Origin of the sequence: Hoeflea sp. AS60, from assembly GCF_038900115.1 — a bacterium.
Classification (GTDB): domain Bacteria; phylum Pseudomonadota; class Alphaproteobacteria; order Rhizobiales; family Rhizobiaceae; genus Hoeflea.
The window spans coordinates 1268902-1289134 of the sequence record NZ_JBBMQP010000002.1 but is presented as its reverse complement, the minus strand read 5'-3'; the positions used below and the strand labels follow the sequence as shown (position 1 = coordinate 1289134).

General features: G+C 58.9%; 20 protein-coding genes. 7 read left to right on the top strand and 13 right to left on the bottom strand.

Going from position 1 to position 20233, the window contains the following annotated elements:
• The first annotated feature begins 180 nt into the window (after window positions 1-180).
• The 5 genes from WNZ14_RS16515 (at window position 181) to ppx (ending at window position 6684) form a co-directional block, all read left to right on the top strand.
• Entirely contained in the window at window positions 181-726 is a 546-nt protein-coding gene (locus WNZ14_RS16515) for a CDP-alcohol phosphatidyltransferase family protein (RefSeq protein ID WP_342869711.1), read from the top strand.
• A 49-nt stretch (window positions 727-775) separates the two neighbouring features.
• Window positions 776-1903 (top strand): AI-2E family transporter, encoded by a 1128-nt coding sequence (locus WNZ14_RS16510; protein WP_342869710.1) that lies wholly within the window; start codon window positions 776-778, stop codon window positions 1901-1903.
• Window positions 1903-2607 (top strand): DnaA regulatory inactivator HdaA, encoded by a 705-nt coding sequence (gene hdaA, locus WNZ14_RS16505; protein ID WP_342869709.1) that lies wholly within the window; start codon window positions 1903-1905, stop codon window positions 2605-2607. Before WNZ14_RS16510 ends, hdaA begins: the two co-directional genes overlap by 1 nt.
• Before the next feature lie 58 nt (window positions 2608-2665).
• Complete coding sequence (locus WNZ14_RS16500) at window positions 2666-4879, top strand: RNA degradosome polyphosphate kinase (RefSeq protein ID WP_342869708.1); 2214 nt, start codon at window positions 2666-2668, stop codon at window positions 4877-4879.
• Between the two features lie 278 nt (window positions 4880-5157).
• On the top strand, window positions 5158-6684 hold the full coding sequence (ppx, locus tag WNZ14_RS16495) for an exopolyphosphatase (protein WP_342869707.1): 1527 nt from the start codon (window positions 5158-5160) through the stop codon (window positions 6682-6684).
• Window positions 6685-6693: 9 nt separating this feature from the next.
• Here the strand turns inward: ppx and WNZ14_RS16490 are convergent, their stop codons facing one another.
• The 8 genes from WNZ14_RS16490 to WNZ14_RS16455 form a co-directional block, all read right to left on the bottom strand.
• Window positions 6694-6972, bottom strand: a complete 279-nt coding sequence (locus WNZ14_RS16490) for a YrhK family protein (protein ID WP_342869706.1) — start codon at window positions 6970-6972, stop codon at window positions 6694-6696.
• Window positions 6973-7334: 362 nt separating this feature from the next.
• Window positions 7335-7688 (bottom strand): DUF1428 domain-containing protein, encoded by a 354-nt coding sequence (locus WNZ14_RS16485; RefSeq protein WP_342869705.1) that lies wholly within the window; start codon window positions 7686-7688, stop codon window positions 7335-7337.
• 21 nt (window positions 7689-7709) lie between these two features.
• Window positions 7710-8636, bottom strand: a complete 927-nt coding sequence (locus WNZ14_RS16480) for a VOC family protein (protein ID WP_342869704.1) — start codon at window positions 8634-8636, stop codon at window positions 7710-7712.
• A 23-nt stretch (window positions 8637-8659) separates the two neighbouring features.
• Entirely contained in the window at window positions 8660-8890 is a 231-nt protein-coding gene (locus WNZ14_RS16475) for a DUF4287 domain-containing protein (protein ID WP_342869703.1), read from the bottom strand.
• Window positions 8891-8901: 11 nt separating this feature from the next.
• A complete protein-coding gene (locus tag WNZ14_RS16470; RefSeq protein WP_342869702.1) occupies window positions 8902-9381 on the bottom strand; it encodes a VOC family protein in 480 nt (159 codons plus the stop codon).
• Window positions 9382-9425: 44 nt separating this feature from the next.
• Window positions 9426-10103 carry a DUF899 domain-containing protein gene (locus WNZ14_RS16465; protein WP_342869701.1) on the bottom strand — a complete coding sequence of 226 codons (678 nt, stop codon included), beginning with the start codon at window positions 10101-10103 and terminating at the stop codon, window positions 9426-9428.
• Between the two features lie 55 nt (window positions 10104-10158).
• Complete coding sequence (locus tag WNZ14_RS16460; protein WP_342869700.1) at window positions 10159-10638, bottom strand: SRPBCC family protein; 480 nt, start codon at window positions 10636-10638, stop codon at window positions 10159-10161.
• Entirely contained in the window at window positions 10635-11255 is a 621-nt protein-coding gene (locus tag WNZ14_RS16455; RefSeq protein WP_342869699.1) for a TetR/AcrR family transcriptional regulator, read from the bottom strand. The genes WNZ14_RS16460 and WNZ14_RS16455 overlap by 4 nt, the downstream gene beginning before the upstream one ends.
• A 182-nt stretch (window positions 11256-11437) precedes the next feature.
• Here WNZ14_RS16455 and WNZ14_RS16450 point away from each other — a divergent pair, with 182 nt between their 5' ends.
• A complete protein-coding gene (locus WNZ14_RS16450) occupies window positions 11438-12733 on the top strand; it encodes a cyclopropane-fatty-acyl-phospholipid synthase family protein (protein WP_342869698.1) in 1296 nt (431 codons plus the stop codon).
• 20 nt (window positions 12734-12753) lie between these two features.
• Here the strand turns inward: WNZ14_RS16450 and rnd are convergent, their stop codons facing one another.
• Together rnd and WNZ14_RS16440 are read right to left on the bottom strand one after the other, a co-directional pair.
• Complete coding sequence (gene rnd, locus WNZ14_RS16445; protein WP_342870262.1) at window positions 12754-13899, bottom strand: ribonuclease D; 1146 nt, start codon at window positions 13897-13899, stop codon at window positions 12754-12756.
• Between the two features lie 15 nt (window positions 13900-13914).
• Window positions 13915-15198: an MFS transporter gene (locus tag WNZ14_RS16440; RefSeq protein ID WP_342869697.1), complete on the bottom strand. Its 1284-nt coding sequence runs from the start codon at window positions 15196-15198 to the stop codon at window positions 13915-13917.
• A 233-nt stretch (window positions 15199-15431) separates the two neighbouring features.
• Between WNZ14_RS16440 and aspS the strand changes: the two genes are divergently transcribed.
• On the top strand, window positions 15432-17219 hold the full coding sequence (gene aspS, locus WNZ14_RS16435; protein WP_342869696.1) for an aspartate--tRNA ligase: 1788 nt from the start codon (window positions 15432-15434) through the stop codon (window positions 17217-17219).
• A gap of 103 nt (window positions 17220-17322) precedes the next feature.
• On the opposite strand, the gene WNZ14_RS16430 is transcribed toward aspS, so the two are convergent.
• The 3 genes from WNZ14_RS16430 to WNZ14_RS16420 all read right to left on the bottom strand — a co-directional run bounded on the left by WNZ14_RS16430 (window position 17323) and on the right by WNZ14_RS16420 (window position 20230).
• Window positions 17323-17478, bottom strand: coding sequence for a hypothetical protein (locus tag WNZ14_RS16430; RefSeq protein ID WP_342869695.1), 156 nt, complete (start codon window positions 17476-17478; stop codon window positions 17323-17325).
• Window positions 17479-17623: 145 nt separating this feature from the next.
• Window positions 17624-18829, bottom strand: coding sequence for a hypothetical protein (locus WNZ14_RS16425; protein WP_342869694.1), 1206 nt, complete (start codon window positions 18827-18829; stop codon window positions 17624-17626).
• A 135-nt stretch (window positions 18830-18964) separates the two neighbouring features.
• Window positions 18965-20230 (bottom strand): RNA polymerase sigma factor, encoded by a 1266-nt coding sequence (locus tag WNZ14_RS16420; protein WP_342869693.1) that lies wholly within the window; start codon window positions 20228-20230, stop codon window positions 18965-18967.
• Between the last annotated feature and the right edge of the window lie 3 nt (window positions 20231-20233).

Here is a 20233-nt window from a genome sequence, read left to right as displayed (position 1 = left end):
CAAAGGAGCTTCATATGCCCGGGGGATGGCATTTTGCGGACAATTCCGCAAGTCGGAGCTTGCGGGAGGACGCCACAAACGCCGGGAAAACTGCACCCGAACGTGCTATTGATGCTGCAACCCATTGGAATTGCGCTGGTCGATCGCCATATCGCAACCTCTCAGGATCGCTTGTTGCCCATGACACTGCCCAATTTCATCACGGTTGCCCGGTTCATCATGGTTCCGTTGATCATTCTTGCAATGATCAACGGCGAGATGCTCATCGCTTTCTTGCTGTTCATGCTGGCTGGCGCGTCTGATGGCCTTGACGGCTTCATTGCCCGCCATTTCAATCAGCGATCCGAGCTTGGTACCTGGCTCGATCCGATTGCCGACAAGTTCCTGCTGGTCAGTGTGTTTGTCATGCTCGGATGGCTTGGTGTGGTGCCCAATTGGCTGGTGATCCTGGCCGTTTCACGCGATGCGCTGATCATCGGCGCCGTGGTGCTTTCCAGTCTGCTGGAACATCCGGTTGAATTGCGGCCGCTGCTGGTCTCAAAGGCCAATACGATGTTCCAGATCATCCTGCTCATTCTGGTGCTGGCCGATCTGGCCGGACTTGCCCGGCTTGACGGCATTATCGGATGGATGATCTATGCGGTTGCAGGCTTGACCATCGCTTCGGCCAGCGCCTATCTCGTCACCTGGCTCAGGCACATGGCTGGCCTGGAAGAATCCGATTGATACAAGGCAGAAAATGGCCGGCTGAAGCGGGTCCGCAAGCGAGGTGATCATGACCACTCACATAGACCGGGCGGCGCTTCGCCGGCAAATCTTCTTCTGGATGGTGGCGCTGGCCATCTTCGTCGCCTTCTTGATGTTGTTCCGCTCGATCCTGCTGCCCTTTATCGCGGGCATGGCGCTGGCCTATTTCCTCGATCCGGTGGCTGACTGGTTCGAACGGCGCGGGTTCTCGCGGATGATGGCCACGCTGGCCATTCTCGTCGCGTTCATCCTGCTGTTTGGTCTGTCGCTGGTCGTGCTTATCCCGATCCTGGTAACGCAGGCGGCTGACCTGGGAGGCAAGATTCCGGGCTATATCTCCCAGCTGCAGACGCTTCTGATGTCGGAATCCAATCTGCTGCCGAGCTGGATCAGTGATCAGCTTGGCCAGATCAAGGACAGCTTTGCAGCGCTTCTGAAAGAAGGAGCCGGTCTGGTCGGTACGATCTTCCAGCAAATCTGGAACTCGGGCATGGCGCTTCTCGATATCGCCGCCCTTTTCGTGGTCACACCCGTCGTCGCCTTCTATCTGCTTCTCGATTGGGACAACATGGTTGCGAAGGTCGACAAATGGGTGCCGCGTGATCATGTAGAAACCGTTCGCTATCTGGCAAAGCAGATCGATGCGACCATCGCCGGCTTTGTGCGCGGGCAGGGCAGCGTCTGCATCATTCTTGGCCTGATTTATGCGGTCGGGCTTTCGATCGTCGGGCTGAATTTCGGACTTCTGATCGGTCTTTTCGCCGGTCTGATCAGCTTCATTCCCTATGTCGGCTCGATGGTCGGACTGGTGCTGGCCGTGGTTGTCGCGGTGGTGCAGTTCTGGCCGGATTACGTGATGATCGGAGCCGTTGTTGCAGTCTTTGCGGTGGGGCAGTTTTTTGAAGGCAACATCCTGCAACCCCGGCTGGTCGGCAAGTCGGTCGGGCTGCACCCGGTCTGGCTGATGTTCGCATTGTTCGCGTTCGGCGCGCTGTTTGGTTTCGTCGGCATGCTGATCGCCGTGCCTGCTGCTGCCTCGTTTGGTGTGCTGGTGCGTTTTGCCATTTCCCGCTATCTCGACAGTGATCTCTATCACGGCACGCAACGTGTGCCGCATGAGCCAGAAGACACCGCTGACGGAATTGCGAGTGACTGATGGGCAAAACGCCAGCCACACGGCAACTGCCGCTCGAATTTGATCATGGCTCAGCCTCCGGTCGTGACGATCTGATCGTATCGGACCGCTTGAACGCGGCTGTGGCAATTGTTGACCGCTGGCCCGACTGGCCGTCACCGGTGGTCATTCTGGCTGGGCCTACCGGATCCGGAAAATCCCATATTGCCAGCATATGGGCCAGCCGTGTCGGCGCCACCAGAGTGGAAATCGACAAGCCTGACCCGATGGTGCTTGAAACCGCGGCTCAAGGCCCTGTGCTGATAGAGGACATCGACCATGCAGGTTTCGATGAAACAGCACTTTTCCATCTTATCAATGCGGCCCGCGAGAACGGCAATGCGCTGCTGATCACCAGCAGGCTCTGGCCTGCCGGTTGGCGCGTGAGTTTGCCGGATCTTGCGTCCCGGCTGAAGGCTGCGACGGTTGTTGAAATCGCCGAGCCGGATGAGGAATTACTGGCCCAGGTGATGGTCAAGCTGTTTGCCGACCGACAGGTGGTGGTCGATGACAAGATCATTGCCTGGCTGGTTGCACGAATGGAGCGCTCACTGGCCGCAGCCCGCCTTGTCGTCACCCGCCTCGACCAGCTGGCGCTGGCGCGGGGGTCCAAGATTACCCGGTCCCTGGCAGCCGAAGTGCTGGCTGAACTCGACAGCGGAACGAGCGACATGGAAGTGTCATAGTTCCTTCGTTCTTGTGCTATAGACGGTGAATTCCAGAACCGGGGCGTTGGAGTGCATTATGGACGATTATGAGGGTACAACTGGAAGCGAACTGCGCATTGATCTTGCCGCGTCCGACATCCCGCAGGAAGATCTGCTGACCAGCCCGAAACGGTTTATCAATCGCGAGTTTTCCTGGCTTCAGTTCAACCGTCGTGTGCTCGAAGAGACCCTCAACGCTGCCCATCCGCTGCTTGAGCGGGTCAGGTTCCTGTCGATATCGGCTGCCAACCTGGACGAATTCTTCATGGTCCGTGTTGCAGGCCTCGAAGGTCAGGTGCGCGAAGGAATCACCAACCGCTCGCCCGATGGCCTGTCGCCGAACGAGCAGCTCGAACAGATCCTCGGCGAAATTGACGGATTGCAACTCGAACAACAGGCGTCTCTCGCCATTTTGCAGCAAAACCTGGCTGCCGATGGCATCTATATCGTTCGTCCATCCGTGCTGGTGGAAGGCGATATGGCCTGGCTTGAGGACGAGTTCCTGCAATCGATCTTTCCGGTGCTGACCCCGCTGTCGATTGATCCTGCCCATCCGTTTCCGTTCATTCCCAACCTGGGCTTTTCCATCTGCCTGCAGTTGGCCTCCAAGGCCGCCAACGAGCCGATGACCGCGCTTATCCGTCTGCCGGTCGCCCTCGACCGCTTCCTGCGTCTGCCTGACCTTGACGGCGCGATCCGTTACATTACGCTTGAGGATGTCGTCAGTCTTTTCATCAGCTCCCTCTACCCCGGCTACGAAGTCCGTGGCTCCGGCACGTTCCGGATCATTCGCGATTCCGATATCGAGGTCGAGGAAGAGGCCGAGGATCTGGTGCGCCTGTTTGAAAGCGCGCTCAAGCGCCGCCGTCGCGGTTCGGTGATCCGGATAGAGTTCGATTCGGAGCTGCCGCAAAGCCTGCGCGAGTTTGTGGTCAAGGAAACCAATGTTCCGGAAAACCGCGTCGCGGTGCTGCCGGGTCTGCTGGCGCTCAATACGCTATCTGAAATTGCCAAGGCTCCGCGCGACGATCTCAAGTTCGAACCTTACAACGCACGGTTCCCTGAACGCATCCGCGAACATGCCGGCGACACCTTTGCCGCAATTCGCGAAAAGGATCTGGTCGTCCATCATCCTTACGAATCCTTCGACGCAGTCGTGCAGTTCCTGTTCCAGGCGGCGCGTGATCCTGATGTGCTGGCGATCAAGCAGACGCTTTATCGCACCTCCAATGACAGCCCAATCGTACGCGCGTTGGTCGATGCGGCAGAGGCCGGCAAATCGGTCACCGCTCTGGTCGAGCTCAAGGCGCGTTTTGACGAAGAAGCCAACATCCGTTGGGCCCGTGACCTTGAACGCGCCGGCGTGCAGGTTGTCTTCGGCTTCATCGAACTCAAGACCCACGCCAAGATGTCGTTGATCGTTCGGCGCGAGGAGGGCAAACTTGTCTCCTACTGCCATCTCGGCACCGGCAATTATCACCCGGTTACGGCCAAGATCTACACCGATCTGTCCTATTTTACCTGTGATCCGGTCATTGCCCGCGACATGGCCCACGTCTTCAATTTCATCACCGGCTATGGCGAGCCCGAAGGTCTGGTCAAGCTTGCGGTTTCGCCGCTCAACCTGCGCAACAAGATCCTCGAAAATATCGAGGCCGAGATTTGCCACGCCCAGGCACGACGTCCGGCGGCAGTCTGGATGAAGATGAATTCGCTTGTTGACCCCGAAATCATCGATGCGCTCTACCGAGCGAGCCAAGCCGGCGTCGAGATTGATCTCGTCGTGCGCGGTATCTGTTGCCTCAGGCCACAGGTTCCAGGCCTTTCCGAACATATTCACGTCAAGTCGATCGTTGGCCGGTTTCTCGAACACAGCCGGATCTATTGTTTCGGCAACGGCCATGGCCTGCCGTCCTCGGAGGCGATGGTCTATATCGGCTCGGCTGATCTGATGCCGCGCAATCTCGATCGCCGGGTCGAAACCCTGGTGCCGATGGTCAACAAGACTGTGCATGAACAGGTGCTTTCGCAAATCATGTTGGGCAACATGATTGATAATCAACAGAGTTACGAGATATTGCCGGACGGAACATCGCGCCGGATTGAACCGGGTGTCGATGAGGAACCATTCAATGCCCAGGTGTATTTCATGACCAATCCAAGCCTGTCCGGCAGAGGCGAAGCCCTGAAATCGAACGCTCCGAAACTGATCGCTGACCGGTTGGCCCGGGCGTCACGCAGCAAACGCTGATTTGTGGCTTCTTTGCATTGCTATTGGCCAGTCATGGCGCCCGTGGATCTGGTGAAATTGCAGGTGCCGGTAAACAACACCTCGCTTCAGCAAAACACCATCACCTGTTTGGCCACCTGCGGGCTCGGGCACCTCTCAATACGGGATAACCTGGACCGGGAGATTTCTGGCGGGTTTCAGTTCAGGCTAATGCCATATATAAGGGCGCTGAATTTGTTGTTTCTGGTCTCGCTTCGCTCCTGCGAAACGCGTCGCCCTAACCGAAGAGCCCTTTAAATATGGTGGAATCGGAAGCGCAAGGCCGGCTACCGGGGATTCATCCCGTTTCTGTCATCGATATTGGCTCCAACTCGGTGCGCCTCGTGATTTACGAGGGGCTCAACCGGGCGCCGTCAGTGCTTTTCAACGAGAAGGTGCTGTGCGGTCTGGGCAAAGGTCTGGTGGCGACCGGAAAGATGGACGAGACCGGAATAGAGCGTGCCCTTGCCGCGCTGAAGCGGTTCCGGGCGCTGTCCGAGCAGGCGCGTGCATCCGAGTTGCATGTTCTGGCGACCGCGGCGGCACGGGAGGCCGAAAACGGCGCAAGCTTCATAGCTTCGGCCGAAGCCATCCTGGGAAGCCGTATCCGCGTTTTGACCGGCGAAGAGGAAGCCCGTTTTTCTGCCCTTGGTGTTATTGCAGGTTACTACAAACCCGACGGTATCGCCGGAGATCTGGGTGGGGGGTCGCTTGAACTCGTCGATGTCAAAGGCACCGTTCACACAGGCGGCCAAACCCTTCCGCTGGGTGGTCTGAGGCTGGCTGAAATGTCTGGAAACTCGATATCGAGGGCTCGGACCATTGCCCGGCAATCATTGAAGAAGTCGACCGTGCTCAAGGGCGGGGAAGGGCGCACCTTCTACGCCGTGGGCGGCACCTGGCGAAACATCGCAAAGCTTCACATGGACATCACCGGTTACCCGCTTCACATGATGCAGGCCTACGAGATCGACGCCAAGCCTGCGATCGAGTTCCTGGCCGAAGTGGCTGCGATGAAGCAGTCCAAAATCAGCGCAATCAAGGCGATCTCCCGAAACCGGCGCGGCCTGTTGCCCTATGGCGCCGTGGCACTTCAGGAAACCCTGATCGCCATGAAGGCCGCCAGGGTCAGCTTCTCGGCGTTGGGCGTGCGCGAAGGCTATCTCTACTCGCTGCTCGGCGCGGCGGAAGCCGCACGTGATCCGCTGCTGACAGCTGCCGGAGAACTCGCAATCCTGCGGGCCCGCTCGCCCGAACATGCCCGTGAGCTCGCCGCCTGGACCGGCCGCATGTTCCCGGTTTTTGGGGTTGAGGAGAGCGAGGAGGAATCCCGCTATCGTCAGGCAGCCTGTCTGCTGGCCGATATTTCCTGGCGCGCCCATCCAGACTACCGCGGCCCTCAGGCGCTCAACATTATTGCCCACGGCACGTTCACCGGAATTAGCCATGCAGGCCGTGCCTATATCGCGTTGGCCAATTATTTCCGGTTTGAGGGCCTCAGCGATGATGGCATTTCTTCCGATCTGGCGGCAATCGCCGGGCCCAAATATCTCGACTATGCCAAGCTGCTTGGCGGCATGCTGCGGGTTGTCTATCTGTTTTCGGCCTCGATGCCCGGCATGGTGCCGCAACTCGCATTCGTGCCCGCCACCGCCTCCGATGGCGATGTCGATATTGTTCTCAAGGTGCCGCATTCCTGCGAGGCTTTCGTCGGTGAGCGGCTTGATGGCCGCCTGCTACAGCTTGCCAAGCTGACCGGCAAGCGACTCGGCTTCCGTATTTGCTAGAACTGCTTTCTATTGGTAGCGGGCGGCCAGATCATCTATGTCGCCCGCGGCAAGAAGATGAAACTCTCTGACCACGCGCAGAACCGGTTTCAAGGCGAAACAGGCGGAGCCGATGACGAAAAGCCAGATCGCCGGGTTCTGCAGCGATGGATAGAAAAACAGGAACGAGCCGATCAGAAAGAACAGCGCCGCCGCCGCATCGATGAGGGTGTAGGTCAGTTCATAGGCCGCGTAGAGCCGACGCTGTTCCGGTGTCTGTGTTGCGCTGTCTTGCTGGAATAGGGCCATGGGATCCTCTTTGCTTATCGGGCATCGCCAGTGTCGCGGTGAAGGCCGATGAGCGCAAGGTTTGGCTCGATCCGGGCGTGACAACGCGCTTGGATGATGAGTGGACAAAGAAAAAGGCCGGGCGAAATTCGCACCGACCTTCCTGATCTGCCTCTACACACCTGCCAGTACATCCGTGGTCAGGCTGGAGACAAATTTCTTTGTTGATCCTGATATGGGGTGTTTCCGGCCGATTGCAAGGTCAATTGCATGATTTTGTTAAGCTCGGCGGAGAGGCAAGAGCGAGAAGCACTCCCCGAGCTATGGAACTGGAGGTCATGACCGCATCCCGGGGTGGCAAGGCCTGAATGGCCGTGTGCACTCTACAAGTCGAGAATGACGTCGAAACCGCCGTAGATCATGCGCTTCATGTCGAAGGGCAAGGTCGCCGGATCATAATCCATGCGTTTGTCCTGCATCACCTTTTCCATTCCAGATTTATAGGTCGCCTTGTCCGGCCACCAGACCCAGGAAAAGATCACGATCTCGCCCTCTTTGGCCTGCACTGCCATCGGCATCGACGTGACCTTGCCGTCCGGCACCTCGTCGCCCCAGGTCTCCACCACCCGCGTGGCGCCATGCTCCTTGAAGACCTCTGCAGCCGCTGTGGCCATGTCAAGATAGTCCTGCTTCCGCTCCGACGGAACCGATCCCATGAACCCGCTTACATATGCCATTTCTCTCTCCCTTCGCTTGAGTTAACCCCGGGCGGCCGCTTCGAGCGCCGCGATATCCATTTTGCGCATCGTCAGCATCTCCCGCATAAGCCGGTCAGCCGTTGCCTGGTCGGTAGACGCCATCAGTTGTCCCATGATGGTCGGCGTAATCTGCCACGAAACGCCAAACTTGTCTTTCAGCCAACCGCAGTGGCTCTCCTGGCCGCCATCAGCGGTAAGGCGATCCCAGTAGCGGTCGATCTCGGACTGAGTCTCGCACGAGACCATCAGCGACATGCCTTCAGTGAAGCTGAAGTCATGGGAGCCTGGGGCGTCCATGATGATGAAATCCTGACCGAACAGCGTAAAGCGGCCAAAAAGTACCGTAGCCGGCTCTTCCGCTGCAGCAGCTTCCCGAAATTGCACCGCACCGGCAGCGGACCTTGGGAACGTGCTTGTGTAGAGTTCGATCGCTTCCGTGGCGCGGCCAAGATTTTCCTGCGTGAACATCAGCACCGGGGTGATTGTCTGACCTCCATCCTGGTTCGCGCGAAGCATGATCTGCCAGGAAACGCCGTAGCGGTCGTTGAGCCAGCAGTAGTGTTGGCTCCACGGGTAGTTGTCGAGTGGCATCAGCACTGAGCCGCCTTCACCAAGCCCTGCCCACAACGCGTTTACCTCTTCCTCGGTGTCGAGCTCGACGAAGAACGAAATCGACGGGTTGGGCTTGAACATCGGGCCGCCATTGAGGCCGGAAAACTGCTGACCCGCGAGTTCGAAGGCCGCCACCATCACCTTGCCGGCGGGCTGTCCATGCGCATCATGTCCCTCGCTGCTGTAGCGGCTCAGGTGTGTGATGCGGCTGTTGGCAAACAGGCTGGTGTAGAGCCGTGCGGCATCTTCGGCCTCGCTGTCGAACCAGATGAATGGGGTGATACCCTGCCTGTATTGTGTGTCGGAATTTGTCACTTCATTGCTCCCGTTCGCTCAAATCATTTGGACGGCATTTGCTTGATGTTTGAAAACAGCGCCCAGATCGCCATGGCGTGGCCGCGGCCGAGGTCGAAATCGTCCTTGAGCCAGGCAACCACGTCGCCCGCCTTGACGCCCTTAGCGACCTTGCCGCCATCGAGCAGACCGCGCTCTTCGGCCAGTTTGCGAAAATCATCGGGGGTCTTGCCGGTGCGCGCCTTGATGGTGTCGAGATAGGCTTGAAAACTCATTTTCGTCTTCCTCAGTTCCCGTTGGCGGCCATCGTGGCTTTTCCGGCCTCGTGCATTTCCTCGGGCGTCAGATCGAATTTGTGCGTGGCAAAGCTCCACACATGACCGAAAGGATCTCGCAGCATGCAGAAGCGATCACCCCAGAACTGGTCGTCGGGCCTCATCATCATCTCCGCACCGGCAGCCTCTGCGCGGGCGGCGAAAGCATCGACATCGGGCACGAAGACATGAATTGACACCGCGCTTCCGCCGAGCGTCATCGGGCTTTTCAGGTTGAACATCATGTTCTCGTCGACCAGCATGATGGTCCCGCCCTCAAGCGTGATCATCGCGTTGATAAGCTTGCCGTCCGGGCCAGCCATGCGGCCGTTTTCAACCGCACCGAAGGCGCGGACATAGAAGTCGATGGCGTCAGCTGCGCCGCGGCAGATCAGATGGGGTGAAACCGGGCGCATCGTATCCGGTTTGTGGCTTGTTGCTGGGGTTGGCATTGAGAATCCTCCGCTTGAACTGAACTGTCAGGTTTGGGGTCGGTTCAGCGCCGGGCAGCGCTGGGAGCCGACGGCTGCGCGTCATACTCGTCGTGCCGCCGCCACCATTGGTAAGGCGCATCCTGGGCCACGCCTTCGGGCGAATCTTCCCAGTTCTCCTGGCGGCCAAATGGGGTAATGTCGAGCAGTGTCATCGGCGTGCCGAGCATCTCCACCCCACGGTAGCTGGTATAGTAGGTCCGCATGATGCCATCTTCGGTGCGCAGAAACACATTCACGCCGAAGCCACCGTGAATGCCGAGATCCGGACCGAAGCTGTCAGTGCTCTGGTAGAACGGCATCGACCAGCCCATGCGGCGCTTGTAGACTTCTATTTCCGGTGAAGGCGCGCGGGCAATGAAGGCAAGCGTCACGTCGCGGGTGTTGAGATGCGCCAGATGCGGCATGTGATCGCCGACCATGCTGCAACCGGGGCAGGGCGCGGGATCATTCGGCTTGAGCATGTGGTGATAGACAATCAGCTGGCAGCGGCCCTCGAACAGACCCTCAAGATCGGTCTCTCCTGCGGGGCCCGTGAACCGGTAGGGTTTTTCAACCCGCATCCATGGCAAGCGCCGCCGCTCGGCAGCCAGCCGGTCGAGCTCCCTGGTCATGGCCTTCTCTCTGTCCAGCAATTCGGTATGAGCTGATCTCCAGCTTGCTTCATCGACAATCGCGTTCATGCTTTCCTCCATGAATCGTTTGGCTCTCGCCCCTTCAGGCAGTTGCAGCGGTGCTTCAGCCTGCGAGGCTTTTGGCTGTCGCTTCCAACTGGTCGGTGGCCTTGTTCCAGCCGTCGTGAAAACCCATTTCCTCGTGCCGCTTGCGCTCCTCGACGCTCCAGTGCCGCACAACTGCGCGGTAGCGTGTGCCAGTGCCCTCATCGGAGAATGTCAGGATGCCGGTCATGAACGGCTTTTCGCTCGGCGCCCAAGCTTCGGTATAGGCATCGGTGAAGACCAGTTTTTCACCCGGAACCACCTCGAGATAGATGCCCGGATTGGGAAAATCGTCGCCCTCCGGGCTTTGCATTATGATCATCGACGAGCCACCGGCCCGGACATCCATTGTCGCGCTTTTGGTCTTCCACGGTGCGGGCGTGAACCATTTGACCAGCTGCTCCGGATCGGTCCAGCAGCGCCAGACCTGTGCACGCGGCGCATCGATATAGCGGTAAATAACCAGTTCACGCTCTGTGGGGAAACTTGGACTGCTCATGCGGTTTTCTCCTCTGGCTTTGAAAACAAAAGCATCACGTATCGTTTGAGATGGCCGATGCTGTCGACCGCGACTGCAACGGAATCATCGGCCTTGGCCAGAATGAAGGCTCCCTGCAAAACCACTTGGGTGTGCAAGGCCAGGCTTTCGGCGGTCCAGCCTGTGTCGCGCATGCCGCGCGCGTCCATCGCGGCCTGGATGTCGGGCGCAAGCGTGAGCGCGTGTCCTTCAATCGAGGCATGGCAGGCGTCGCGGATCGCAGGTGCAGTCAGATAGGTCTCCTGCACCATGGTGCCGACAAGGCATGTGTAATCGGGCAGCTCCCCGGCCAGCAGCTGGTGGCGAAAGTCGATATAGGCGAGCACCCGGTCGAGCGGATCGGCGAGATCATGATAGGGGGCGGAGGCAAACAGCGCGCCGGTGAATTCCGACCAGTAATCGGCCGCAGCGACGCCGAGCGCTTCCTTGCTCGCAAAATGATGGAAGAACGCGCCCTTGGTCACCCCCGCATTCGCACAAAGTTCGTCCACGCTGGTGGCTGAAAAGCCTTTCGCCCTGATTACCGACAAGGCGGAGGTCAGGAGTTTTTCTCTGGCTTGGGATGGTCGAGCTTGCATCAAGGTTCCTTTTCAAAAATTTACATACCGACTGGTCGGTATCTAGTCAAGTGGTGTTCAAACTTGTCAACCCAATTGGTGCCGGGTTAAGTCAGCCTGCGTAGGTGTAGTGCACAGGAACTTGCTGGACCGGAATTTCGCGAGAAACAGCCATTCAAGGCAAGTGTGTTGGAGACGGAATATTGAGTGCAAACAGCCGGTTGAAAAGCTTTCGCAAACTCCTTGCCCATGCCCGTGCCATTCTCGAGCTGGATATCGGGTTCCGTCTCTGGGACGGCTCTACCGTTCCCGTTGACCTCAATCCAGGCGCTTTCACGATCCGGTTCGCCGACGAGGGTCTGATTGCCGCCTTGCTGCGCTCTCCAAATCCCGAAACCCTGCTCAATCTCTGGGTATCCAAGCGTATCGACTTCGAAAATGGCGACATGTTTGATCTGGTGGCGCGGCGGCCGAAAGTGCGCACACGCGAAATTCGCAAGCAACTGAGCAAGTTTCAGGTGTTCAACACGCTGCGCCAGTTCCTTTTTGTCGGCAAGGGTGGACCATGGCCGCTGAGCGACCAGCCAGATGAAAAACCCTCCGACGGAAACGCCGAGGAAAACCAGAAGAACATCGCCTACCACTACGATGTCTCCAATGCGTTCTACGAACTCTTCCTCGACGACCAGATGGTCTACACATGCGGCTACTGCACCGATTGGGACAATGACATTCACCAGTTGCAGCGCGACAAGCTGGAGATGATCTGTCGTAAGCTGCGGCTCAAATCAGGCGAGAAGATGCTGGACATAGGCTTCGGCTGGGGATCGCTCGCGCTCTATGCGGCGGCCAATTACGGCGTTCATGTCACCGGCGTCACGCTGTCCGAGCGGCAGCTCGAATATGCCAAGGCCAGGGCGGAGAGGCTCGGTCTGTCGGACAGCGTCAACTTCGTGCTGCTGGATTACGCCAAGGTCGAGGGCGAGTTCGACAAGATCTCCTCGATCGGCATGCACGAAGCCATCGGCATCGACAATTACCCGACCTATTACTCGACCATCGCCCGGGTATTGAAGCCCGGTGGCATCTATCTGCATCACGCCATCACCCGGCCTGCCAAGAAGGACGCCAAGACCTTCCGCAAGAAGAACAAGGAATTCAAACTGCTGACCAAATACATCTTCCCGGGCGGTGAACTCGATCACATCGGCAACACGGTGACGATGCTGGAGCAGCACGGGTTCGAGGTCCATGACGTTGAGAACTGGCGCGAACATTACCAGCGCACCTGCAAGCTCTGGCATGATCGGCTGCTGGCCAATTACGATGCTGCGGTGGCTGAAGTGGGGGAGGTCAAGACCAGGCTCTGGCTGGTCTATCTCGGCGGCTGCTCGATTGCATTTGAGCGCAATACTGTCCGGCTCTACCAGACAGTGACCACCAAGGTGCGGCGTGGACCCGCTGGCCTTCCGCCAACCCGTGCTGATCTCTACAGATAATCGGAGAGGTCTAAGGCTCTTTACAGCTCGACCGCTTCGACCTTCTTGTTGGCAAACCTCAGCGCCAGTTCGCCGCGAATGAGCTTGAGCGCCCGATCGCCAAACAGGTCGCGGCGCCAACCCTTGAGCGCCGGCACGTCTGCGTCTTCGCCATCGACTGCAATGGCTTCAAGATCATCCGACGTTGCAATGATCTTGGCAGCGACGTTTTCCTTCTCCACCGTCAGCTTCAGCAACACACGCAACAGTTCGATCGAGGCCTGCGCGCCTTCTGGCGTCTGCTTCTGACGTGGCAGGCGCGGCATGTCTTCCTTTGGCGTCTCAAGCGCCTCATTGACCATTTCGACCAGCGTCGCGCCCTGTTGCGAGCGTTCCCAGCCGCGCGGGATTGTCCTGAGCCGCGACAGCGCTTCGGCATCGCTGGGCTGCTGCTGTGCGATCTCGTAGATCGCATCATCCTTGATCACCCGACCGCGGGGCACATTGCGGGACTTCGCCTCACGTTCCCGCCATGCCGCCACATGCTGCAGCACGCAAAGCTCGATCGGTTTCTTGACCCGCATTTTGAGCCGCTTCCAGGCATCTTCCGGCTCTATCTCATACGTTGAACGCGATTCAAGCACCGCCATCTCGTCAGCCACCCAGTCGACGCGGCCCTCTGCTTCCAGCCGGGAGACAAGCTCGAGATAGACGTCGCGCAGATGGGTGACATCGGCGAGTGCGTAATCGAGCTGCTTGTCACTCAGCGGCCGTCGGCTCCAGTCGGTAAACCGAGACGACTTGTCGATCGGTGCGCCGGTGATGCGCGAGACCAGTTGGTCATAGGAAATCGATTCGCCGAATCCGCAGACCATAGCTGCGACCTGCGTGTCGAAAATCGGATGTGGAACCAGATCGCCGAGCTTCACCACGATTTCAATGTCCTGGCGAGCCGCGTGGAACACCTTGATCACCGACGTGTCCGCCATAAGCTCAAAAAACGGTGAAAGATCAATGCCTTTGGCCATGGGGTCGACGATGCCTTCATCGTCGGGACCTGCCATCTGAATCAGGCAAAGCTCGGGCCAGTAGGTGGTCTCACGCAGGAACTCGGTGTCAACGGTGACATAGTCGTGTTTGGCGAGGCGGGCGCAAAAGGCGGCAAGCGCCTCGGTCGTTGTAATCATGTCCATGTTTGGCATTTAGCGAGATTTTTCCGGTTTGTCTTCACCTTCGTCCGCCTCTTTCTTACCAGGGTGTTCCTTACGGTTGACCGACTGCGCCGCCATGCGGGCAAAAACCGGCGACGTGCGCAACAATCCGGCAAACTGGCCGCGTTCGGGCTCATCGGTAGAGCCACGATAGATCCGCACAAGCGTGTAGATGACGAACGCGCCGTGCATGGAGCAAATGAAGCTGAAAAACGCCGATGCACCGAGCCAGTCGACCAGAACGGCCGACAGGAGCGGTCCGATGGACGCACCGATCGCCCAGAAGAACATCAGGCCGGAGGCAATCTGCACATATTCTCCATCCTCGGCCTTGTCGTTGGCATGGGCCGCCGACAACGAGTAGAGCGGCATGGTGAATGCCCCCCACAGGAAAATGCCGATCAGGTTCATGGCAACACTGCTGCCCGCGAACAACACCATGAAAATCCCGCACAAGGTCGACCCGCCCGTCGCCATCAGCAAAACCGAACGCCGGCCGATCTTGTCTGACAGATAGCCGAGCGGATATTGCAGCACGATGCCGCCGATGATGCCCGCACTCATGAACGAGGCGATGTCGCCGACTTGCAATCCGAGGCTCTCGGCGTAAAGCGGGCCGACCGAGCGGAATGAGGCTGTGGTCAGTCCCACCGTGATTGCGCCCGCCGAGGCAAGAGGCGACACCATCCACAAACGCTTTGGACTGAAGGAGAATGGGGCAGGCGGGGCCGGGTTCGAGCGGTCGGCAAGCGACACCGGCACGATCGACAGGATGATGAGCATGGTCATCACCGCAAAGACTTCGAAGCCATTGATGCCGAACACCGGCAACATGTATTGCGACAGCGTCACCGCGCCCAGATCGACAAATCGGTAGATCGCCAGTGTCCGGGCCCGGTTGGTGTTGGTGGTTTGCGAATTGATCCAGCTTTCGACATTGGCAAACAGCGAGGCAAAGCAGATCCCGGTGACCAGCCGCATCAGGAACCAGAAGAACGGATCGATGACCATTACCATGGCAAGCGAAGCGCAGGCCGCAACCGCCGACATCGCCGCAAATGAGCGGATGTGGCCTGACGTCCTGAGCAGCCACGGTGTCATCCAGCAACCGATGATGAAACCCAAGTAGTAGCCTGCGCCGGCAAGCCCGATAACAGATGTTGAAAACCCCTCCGCTGACCCGCGCAGGGTGATCAGGGTGCCCTGAAGCCCATTGCCAGCCAGCAGGACGCCGGCGGTGGTCAGGAGTGGGAAGAGCGGGCGGAGTGAAGACATGATGGACCGGATGCTGGAATTTCAGACCTGACCCTATATTGGATTTATCGATACGTCGTGGTGAAATCCCGCCAATGCACAGCCCGATTGCGCCGTTTCACCTTGACAAACCGGGTGGGTCATGCGCTTTTCCGCGCGATTTTTACCGTGCGCCGAGGCGGCGTTGTGCGTGTCAATCGCACCCCGCCGATCCGCCGTTTCAAGCCATTGGTCCCAGCCACCGAGGATATGCCATGCATCGCTACCGTTCACACACTTGCGCCGCGCTTCGAAAGAGCGACACCGGCGCCCAGGTCCGGCTTTCGGGATGGGTGCATCGCGTTCGTGACCATGGCGGCCTGCTGTTCATCGACCTGCGCGATCACTACGGCCTGACACAGGTTGTGGCCGACCCGGACTCGCCTGCCTTCAAGCTGGCTGAAACCGTGCGCGGCGAATGGGTGATCCGTGTCGACGGCGTGGTTAAAGAACGCATGACCGACACCATCAACGCCAATCTCGGCACCGGCGAGATCGAAGTCTTTGCCCAGGAAATCGAAATCCTGTCGGCCGCCAAGGAACTGCCGTTGCCGGTGTTCGGCGAGCCGGATTATCCGGAGGACGTGCGCCTCAAGTACCGCTTCCTCGATCTGCGCCGCGAGACCTTGCACAAGAACATCGTCACCCGCACCAAGGTGATCGCCGACATGCGTAACCGCATGACCGAGATCGGTTTCGCCGAATACGCAACGCCGATCCTGACCGCATCCTCGCCTGAAGGTGCACGCGACTTCCTGGTGCCGAGCCGCATTCATCCCGGCCAGTTCTACGCCCTGCCGCAGGCGCCGCAGCAGTACAAGCAGCTTCTGATGGTCGCTGGTTTTGACCGCTATTTCCAGATCGCGCCATGTTTCCGCGATGAAGATCCGCGCGCCGACCGTCTGCCGGGCGAATTCTACCAGCTCGACCTCGAAATGAGCTTCGTCACCCAGGAAGATGTCTGGGACACGATGGAGCCCGTGATGCGCGGTGTCTTCGAGCAGTTTGCCGAAGGCAAGCCGGTGACCCAGAAATTCCGCCGTATTCCCTATGACCAGTCGATTCGAACCTACGGCTCCGACAAGCCGGATCTGAGAAACCCGATCGAGATGCAGGCCGTCACCGATCATTTCGCAGGATCGGGCTTCAAGGTCTTCGCCGGCATGATTGCCAACAACCCCAAGGTCGAGGTCTGGGCAATTCCGGCCAAGACCGGCGGCTCCCGTGCGTTCTGCGACCGGATGAATTCCTGGGCGCAAGGCCAGGGTCAGCCGGGCCTGGGCTACATCTTCTGGCGCAAGGAAGGCGACAATCTCGAAGGTGCAGGCCCGATCGCCAAGAACATCGGCCCGGAACGCACCGAAGCCATCCGCGTTCAGATGGGTCTGGAAGACGGCGACGCATGCTTCTTTGCCGCCGGCGACCCGGCCAAGTTCGCCCGCTTTGCAGGCGACGCCCGCACCCGGGCCGGCGAAGAGCTGAACCTGGTTGATCAGAACCGGTTTGAACTCTGCTGGATCGTCGATTTCCCGTTCTACGAATGGGACGAGGACGCCAAGAAGGTGGAATTCGCTCACAACCCGTTCTCGATGCCGCAGGGCGGCATGGAGGCGCTCGACAACCAGGACCCGTTGACGTTGAAGGCCTATCAGTATGACCTCGTCTGCAACGGGTTCGAGATCGCTTCCGGCTCGATCCGGAACCAGTCGCCGGAACTGATGGTCAAGGCCTTCGAGAAGGTCGGTCTGAGCCAGGCTGATGTTGAAGAGCGTTTCGGCGGTCTCTACCGCGCGTTCCAGTACGGCGCGCCACCGCATGGCGGCATGGCTGCCGGCGTTGACCGGGTGATCATGCTTATCGTCGGCGCCAAGAACCTGCGCGAAGTGGCGCTGTTCCCGATGAACCAGCAGGCCCAGGATCTGTTGATGGGCGCCCCGAGCCCTGCATCACCGGCGCAGATGCGCGAACTCTCGCTCCGCGCCATCCCGGCCAAAGCCGAGTAGTCCTAAAGTCCGCGTCAAGCGGACTCACATCATCAAAAAGCCCGGGCAAACATCTGGTTCCCGGGCTTTTTCTTGATCTTGAGCTGCGACGTGTTCTGTCCGCTCAGTCCTTGTCGTCCTGCGTATCCGTATCAAGGTCGAGCAGGTCTTCCTTGGGCTTGGATGCGGCAGCCTTTGCCTTGCTTGCGGCCTTGGCGGGCTTTGCGTCAGATGCGGCGGCAGGCTTTTCTACAGGCGGTGTGGCCTTGAAACGTATCATTGAATGGGTCCAGTGCGGGTGAGAGGAGGGGGCGATCAGCACGCCGTCCGGGCGGCAAATCGCTGATCGTTCATGGCCTACCCTGCGCCCCCGATCGCAAACAAGCAACCCGGGCCGCAAGGTGTCAGCGGGTGTTTGCACCAGGTCAGAGTGGCTTGTTGGCAGTGACCTGAACGTTGAGCAGATCAACCAGTGAACGGGGATCGCCCATGCCGGCGCCCATCAGCACCGGGACCGCCACAGGGTTGGCAGGGATTGCCGAGATGGTGAGGTTTTCCGGGTTGTCGAGATAGGTGCTGGCTGCTGCTGAAATCTGCTGCTGCAGCGCCGGAATGCCCAATTGTCCGAGCATCAATGGCAGCATGCCCTTGAGCGCCATCCGCATGTCGTCTCCTGAAACGCCCTGCTGCTTTCCGGCATAACCGAGCGCTTTCTCGGTCAACGACCCATCCTCGAAGCGGATAGAGGCTGACTTGAAGCTGAGTTGTTGCAGCATGCCCAGCATGGCAAATCCTCTGGCTTGTTGTGCCGCTTGCGGATCTGGATTGGCCGCTGCAGCGGATTGGACCTGTTGCATCGAGGTGATGAACTCAGGCGTGTAGCCCGAAATTTCCAGTGCCAGGGCAAGGCGACCGACGTCATCAAGAGTAAGGGAGTATTCCTTCATGTTGATGATCCCGGACTGCTTGTCCCAGGATCCATCCAGCTTGAGGTCGCCAGTCAGGTTTTCATAGCCAAGCTGCGTCAGGGCATCCTTTGCCTTGGGATCCTTGACCTGGCTGAGATCGATCTTCAGATCCGATCCGGTCATCAGCATCTTGACCTGGGATTCGTCGTCAGCGCGTTCGATGTCCAGTTCGAGACCCGCCATCGAGAAGACATTGGCGCCAGCGTTCTCGACACTGATTTCACCGGTGGAGAACCCTTCATAGCCAACAATGCCGTCGAGCGAGCTTGCCGTGGCGTCGACGGGAACCGTCAGGCCGCTGACCTCAATCCCGTCGATGGAGACTTTGTTCTGCCTCTCGGTGATCTCGATGGTGTCAAACACGGCTTCGTCGACAAAATAGCTGCCATCATCCTCTTCTTCGACGCCCTTGAAGGTGACATCGCCCATGTCGAACGCCGGCTTGCCGGGCGATTCCACCCGTACCGATTTGAGCACGACCGTGCTGCCGTCGGGTTCGACAGCGGAAAAACTCAATTTGGTTCCAGTCTGGCTGGTCATCGCGGAGAGTTTCGTCGCGAAATCATCGGCATCAAGCGCCATTGCGGGCATCGTAAAGCCCGACAGTGCAGCCACGAATACGGATGCGGAAAACAGACGCTTTGAAGTGAATTGGATTGTCATCGGATAGTCCTTCTGCTGGCGATGCGGTCTTAGCCAGCATCCTGATATCGAACGTGCCCCGACCATCTTACAGGTCGATGCTGATCCTGTCATCGTCCACAGCATTATGGTGCATATGTGGCTCAGGTAATGGTGTCACCGAAGCTGATCCATGGAAGCCATTCGGCTCATCAGGAAATGCCTTTCGCTTTCGTTTTGGCTCAGCTCAATGGCGCGCTGATAGGTTTGCCGCGCCGCCTCGGTTCTGTCCATCCGGCGCAGGAAGTCTGCCTTGGCGGCATGAAACGGTTGATAGCCGTCAAGTTCGGCCTCAATTGGCTTGAGTGCACCGAGCGCTGCGTCCAAACCGTTCGCATAAGATAGAGCGACCGCGCGGTTGAGCAGGTAAACCGGGTTGGCCGAGCGCGCGTGCATCGCGTCATAGAGCAGCACGATTTCAGCCCACCCGGTGTCTTCGGCAGTGGGTGCCTGTGCATGCAACGCACTGATCGCGGCCTGCAGCTGGAACAGGCCGGGGCAGGAGCGTTGGAGTGCCTTGTCAAGCATGGCGCAGCCTTCAGCGATTTCACCCCGGTGCCATTTGCTCCGGTCCTGTTGGTCGAGTGAAATCATCTGCCCCTCGTCATCAAGCCGTGCTGCAGCGCGGGAATGGTTGAGCAGCATCAGGGCCAGCAACCCCTCGCATTCGGCATTGTCCGGCACCAGTTCCAGCATCAGCCGTCCCAGCCGGATTGCTTCCAGGCAGAGATCATGACGCAGCAATCCCAAGCCTGCGGTCGCAGAATAGCCCTCGTTGAAAGTGAGGTAGATCACCGACAGCACCGAATTGAGCCGCTCCGCCCAGTGCGCTGGTTCGGGGATTTCAAACGAGATGCCGGCCTTGGTGATCTTGTGTCGCGCCCTGACCAGCCGCTGCGCCATCGCATCTTCGCTGTCGAGGAAGGCGCGGGTGATTTCCCGTGTTGTCAGCCCGCACAATGTCCGCAATGTCAGGGCGACGCGGGTCTTGCTGTCAAGCGCCGGGTGGCAGCAGGTGAAGATCAGCCTGAGCCGTTCATCCGGAATGACAGGCGGCTCCGGGCTCTCCACCGTTTGCTGGTCCAGCTCGATCAGCACCCCGTACTCTTTGGCCTTGCGGTCGAAATTGCGCACGCGCCGGAACCTGTCGATGGCCTTGCGGCGCGCTGTTTGCAAGACCCAGCCGGCAGGTGCTGCAGGCAACCCGTTGCGCGCCCAGTGAACAAGCGCCGATTCCATGGCTTCCTGAAGACAGTCTTCCGCCAGCTGAAAATCACGCGTGTCACGCAGCAGAGCGCCCAGCAGGCGACCAGTGTCAGCGCGCGCAAGAGCCTCGATGGCTTCGCGCGCGCATTTTTCCTGGCTGGGGAGGTCCGATGCCATAAG

Coding starts and splice junctions, on each gene's coding strand:
- WNZ14_RS16465 (WP_342869701.1), bottom strand. CDS start 10,103: ATGAACGCGATTGTCGATGAAGCAAGCTGGAGATCAGCTCATACCGAA.
- WNZ14_RS16425 (WP_342869694.1), bottom strand. CDS start 18,829: ATGACAATCCAATTCACTTCAAAGCGTCTGTTTTCCGCATCCGTATTC.
- WNZ14_RS16460 (WP_342869700.1), bottom strand. CDS start 10,638: ATGAGCAGTCCAAGTTTCCCCACAGAGCGTGAACTGGTTATTTACCGC.
- WNZ14_RS16510 (WP_342869710.1), top strand. CDS start 776: ATGACCACTCACATAGACCGGGCGGCGCTTCGCCGGCAAATCTTCTTC.
- ppx (WP_342869707.1), top strand. CDS start 5,158: ATGGTGGAATCGGAAGCGCAAGGCCGGCTACCGGGGATTCATCCCGTT.
- WNZ14_RS16455 (WP_342869699.1), bottom strand. CDS start 11,255: ATGCAAGCTCGACCATCCCAAGCCAGAGAAAAACTCCTGACCTCCGCC.
- WNZ14_RS16470 (WP_342869702.1), bottom strand. CDS start 9,381: ATGCCAACCCCAGCAACAAGCCACAAACCGGATACGATGCGCCCGGTT.
- WNZ14_RS16500 (WP_342869708.1), top strand. CDS start 2,666: ATGGACGATTATGAGGGTACAACTGGAAGCGAACTGCGCATTGATCTT.
- hdaA (WP_342869709.1), top strand. CDS start 1,903: ATGGGCAAAACGCCAGCCACACGGCAACTGCCGCTCGAATTTGATCAT.
- WNZ14_RS16420 (WP_342869693.1), bottom strand. CDS start 20,230: ATGGCATCGGACCTCCCCAGCCAGGAAAAATGCGCGCGCGAAGCCATC.
- WNZ14_RS16475 (WP_342869703.1), bottom strand. CDS start 8,890: ATGAGTTTTCAAGCCTATCTCGACACCATCAAGGCGCGCACCGGCAAG.
- aspS (WP_342869696.1), top strand. CDS start 15,432: ATGCATCGCTACCGTTCACACACTTGCGCCGCGCTTCGAAAGAGCGAC.
- WNZ14_RS16485 (WP_342869705.1), bottom strand. CDS start 7,688: ATGGCATATGTAAGCGGGTTCATGGGATCGGTTCCGTCGGAGCGGAAG.
- WNZ14_RS16440 (WP_342869697.1), bottom strand. CDS start 15,198: ATGTCTTCACTCCGCCCGCTCTTCCCACTCCTGACCACCGCCGGCGTC.
- WNZ14_RS16430 (WP_342869695.1), bottom strand. CDS start 17,478: ATGATACGTTTCAAGGCCACACCGCCTGTAGAAAAGCCTGCCGCCGCA.
- WNZ14_RS16490 (WP_342869706.1), bottom strand. CDS start 6,972: ATGGCCCTATTCCAGCAAGACAGCGCAACACAGACACCGGAACAGCGT.
- WNZ14_RS16515 (WP_342869711.1), top strand. CDS start 181: ATGACACTGCCCAATTTCATCACGGTTGCCCGGTTCATCATGGTTCCG.
- rnd (WP_342870262.1), bottom strand. CDS start 13,899: ATGATTACAACGACCGAGGCGCTTGCCGCCTTTTGCGCCCGCCTCGCC.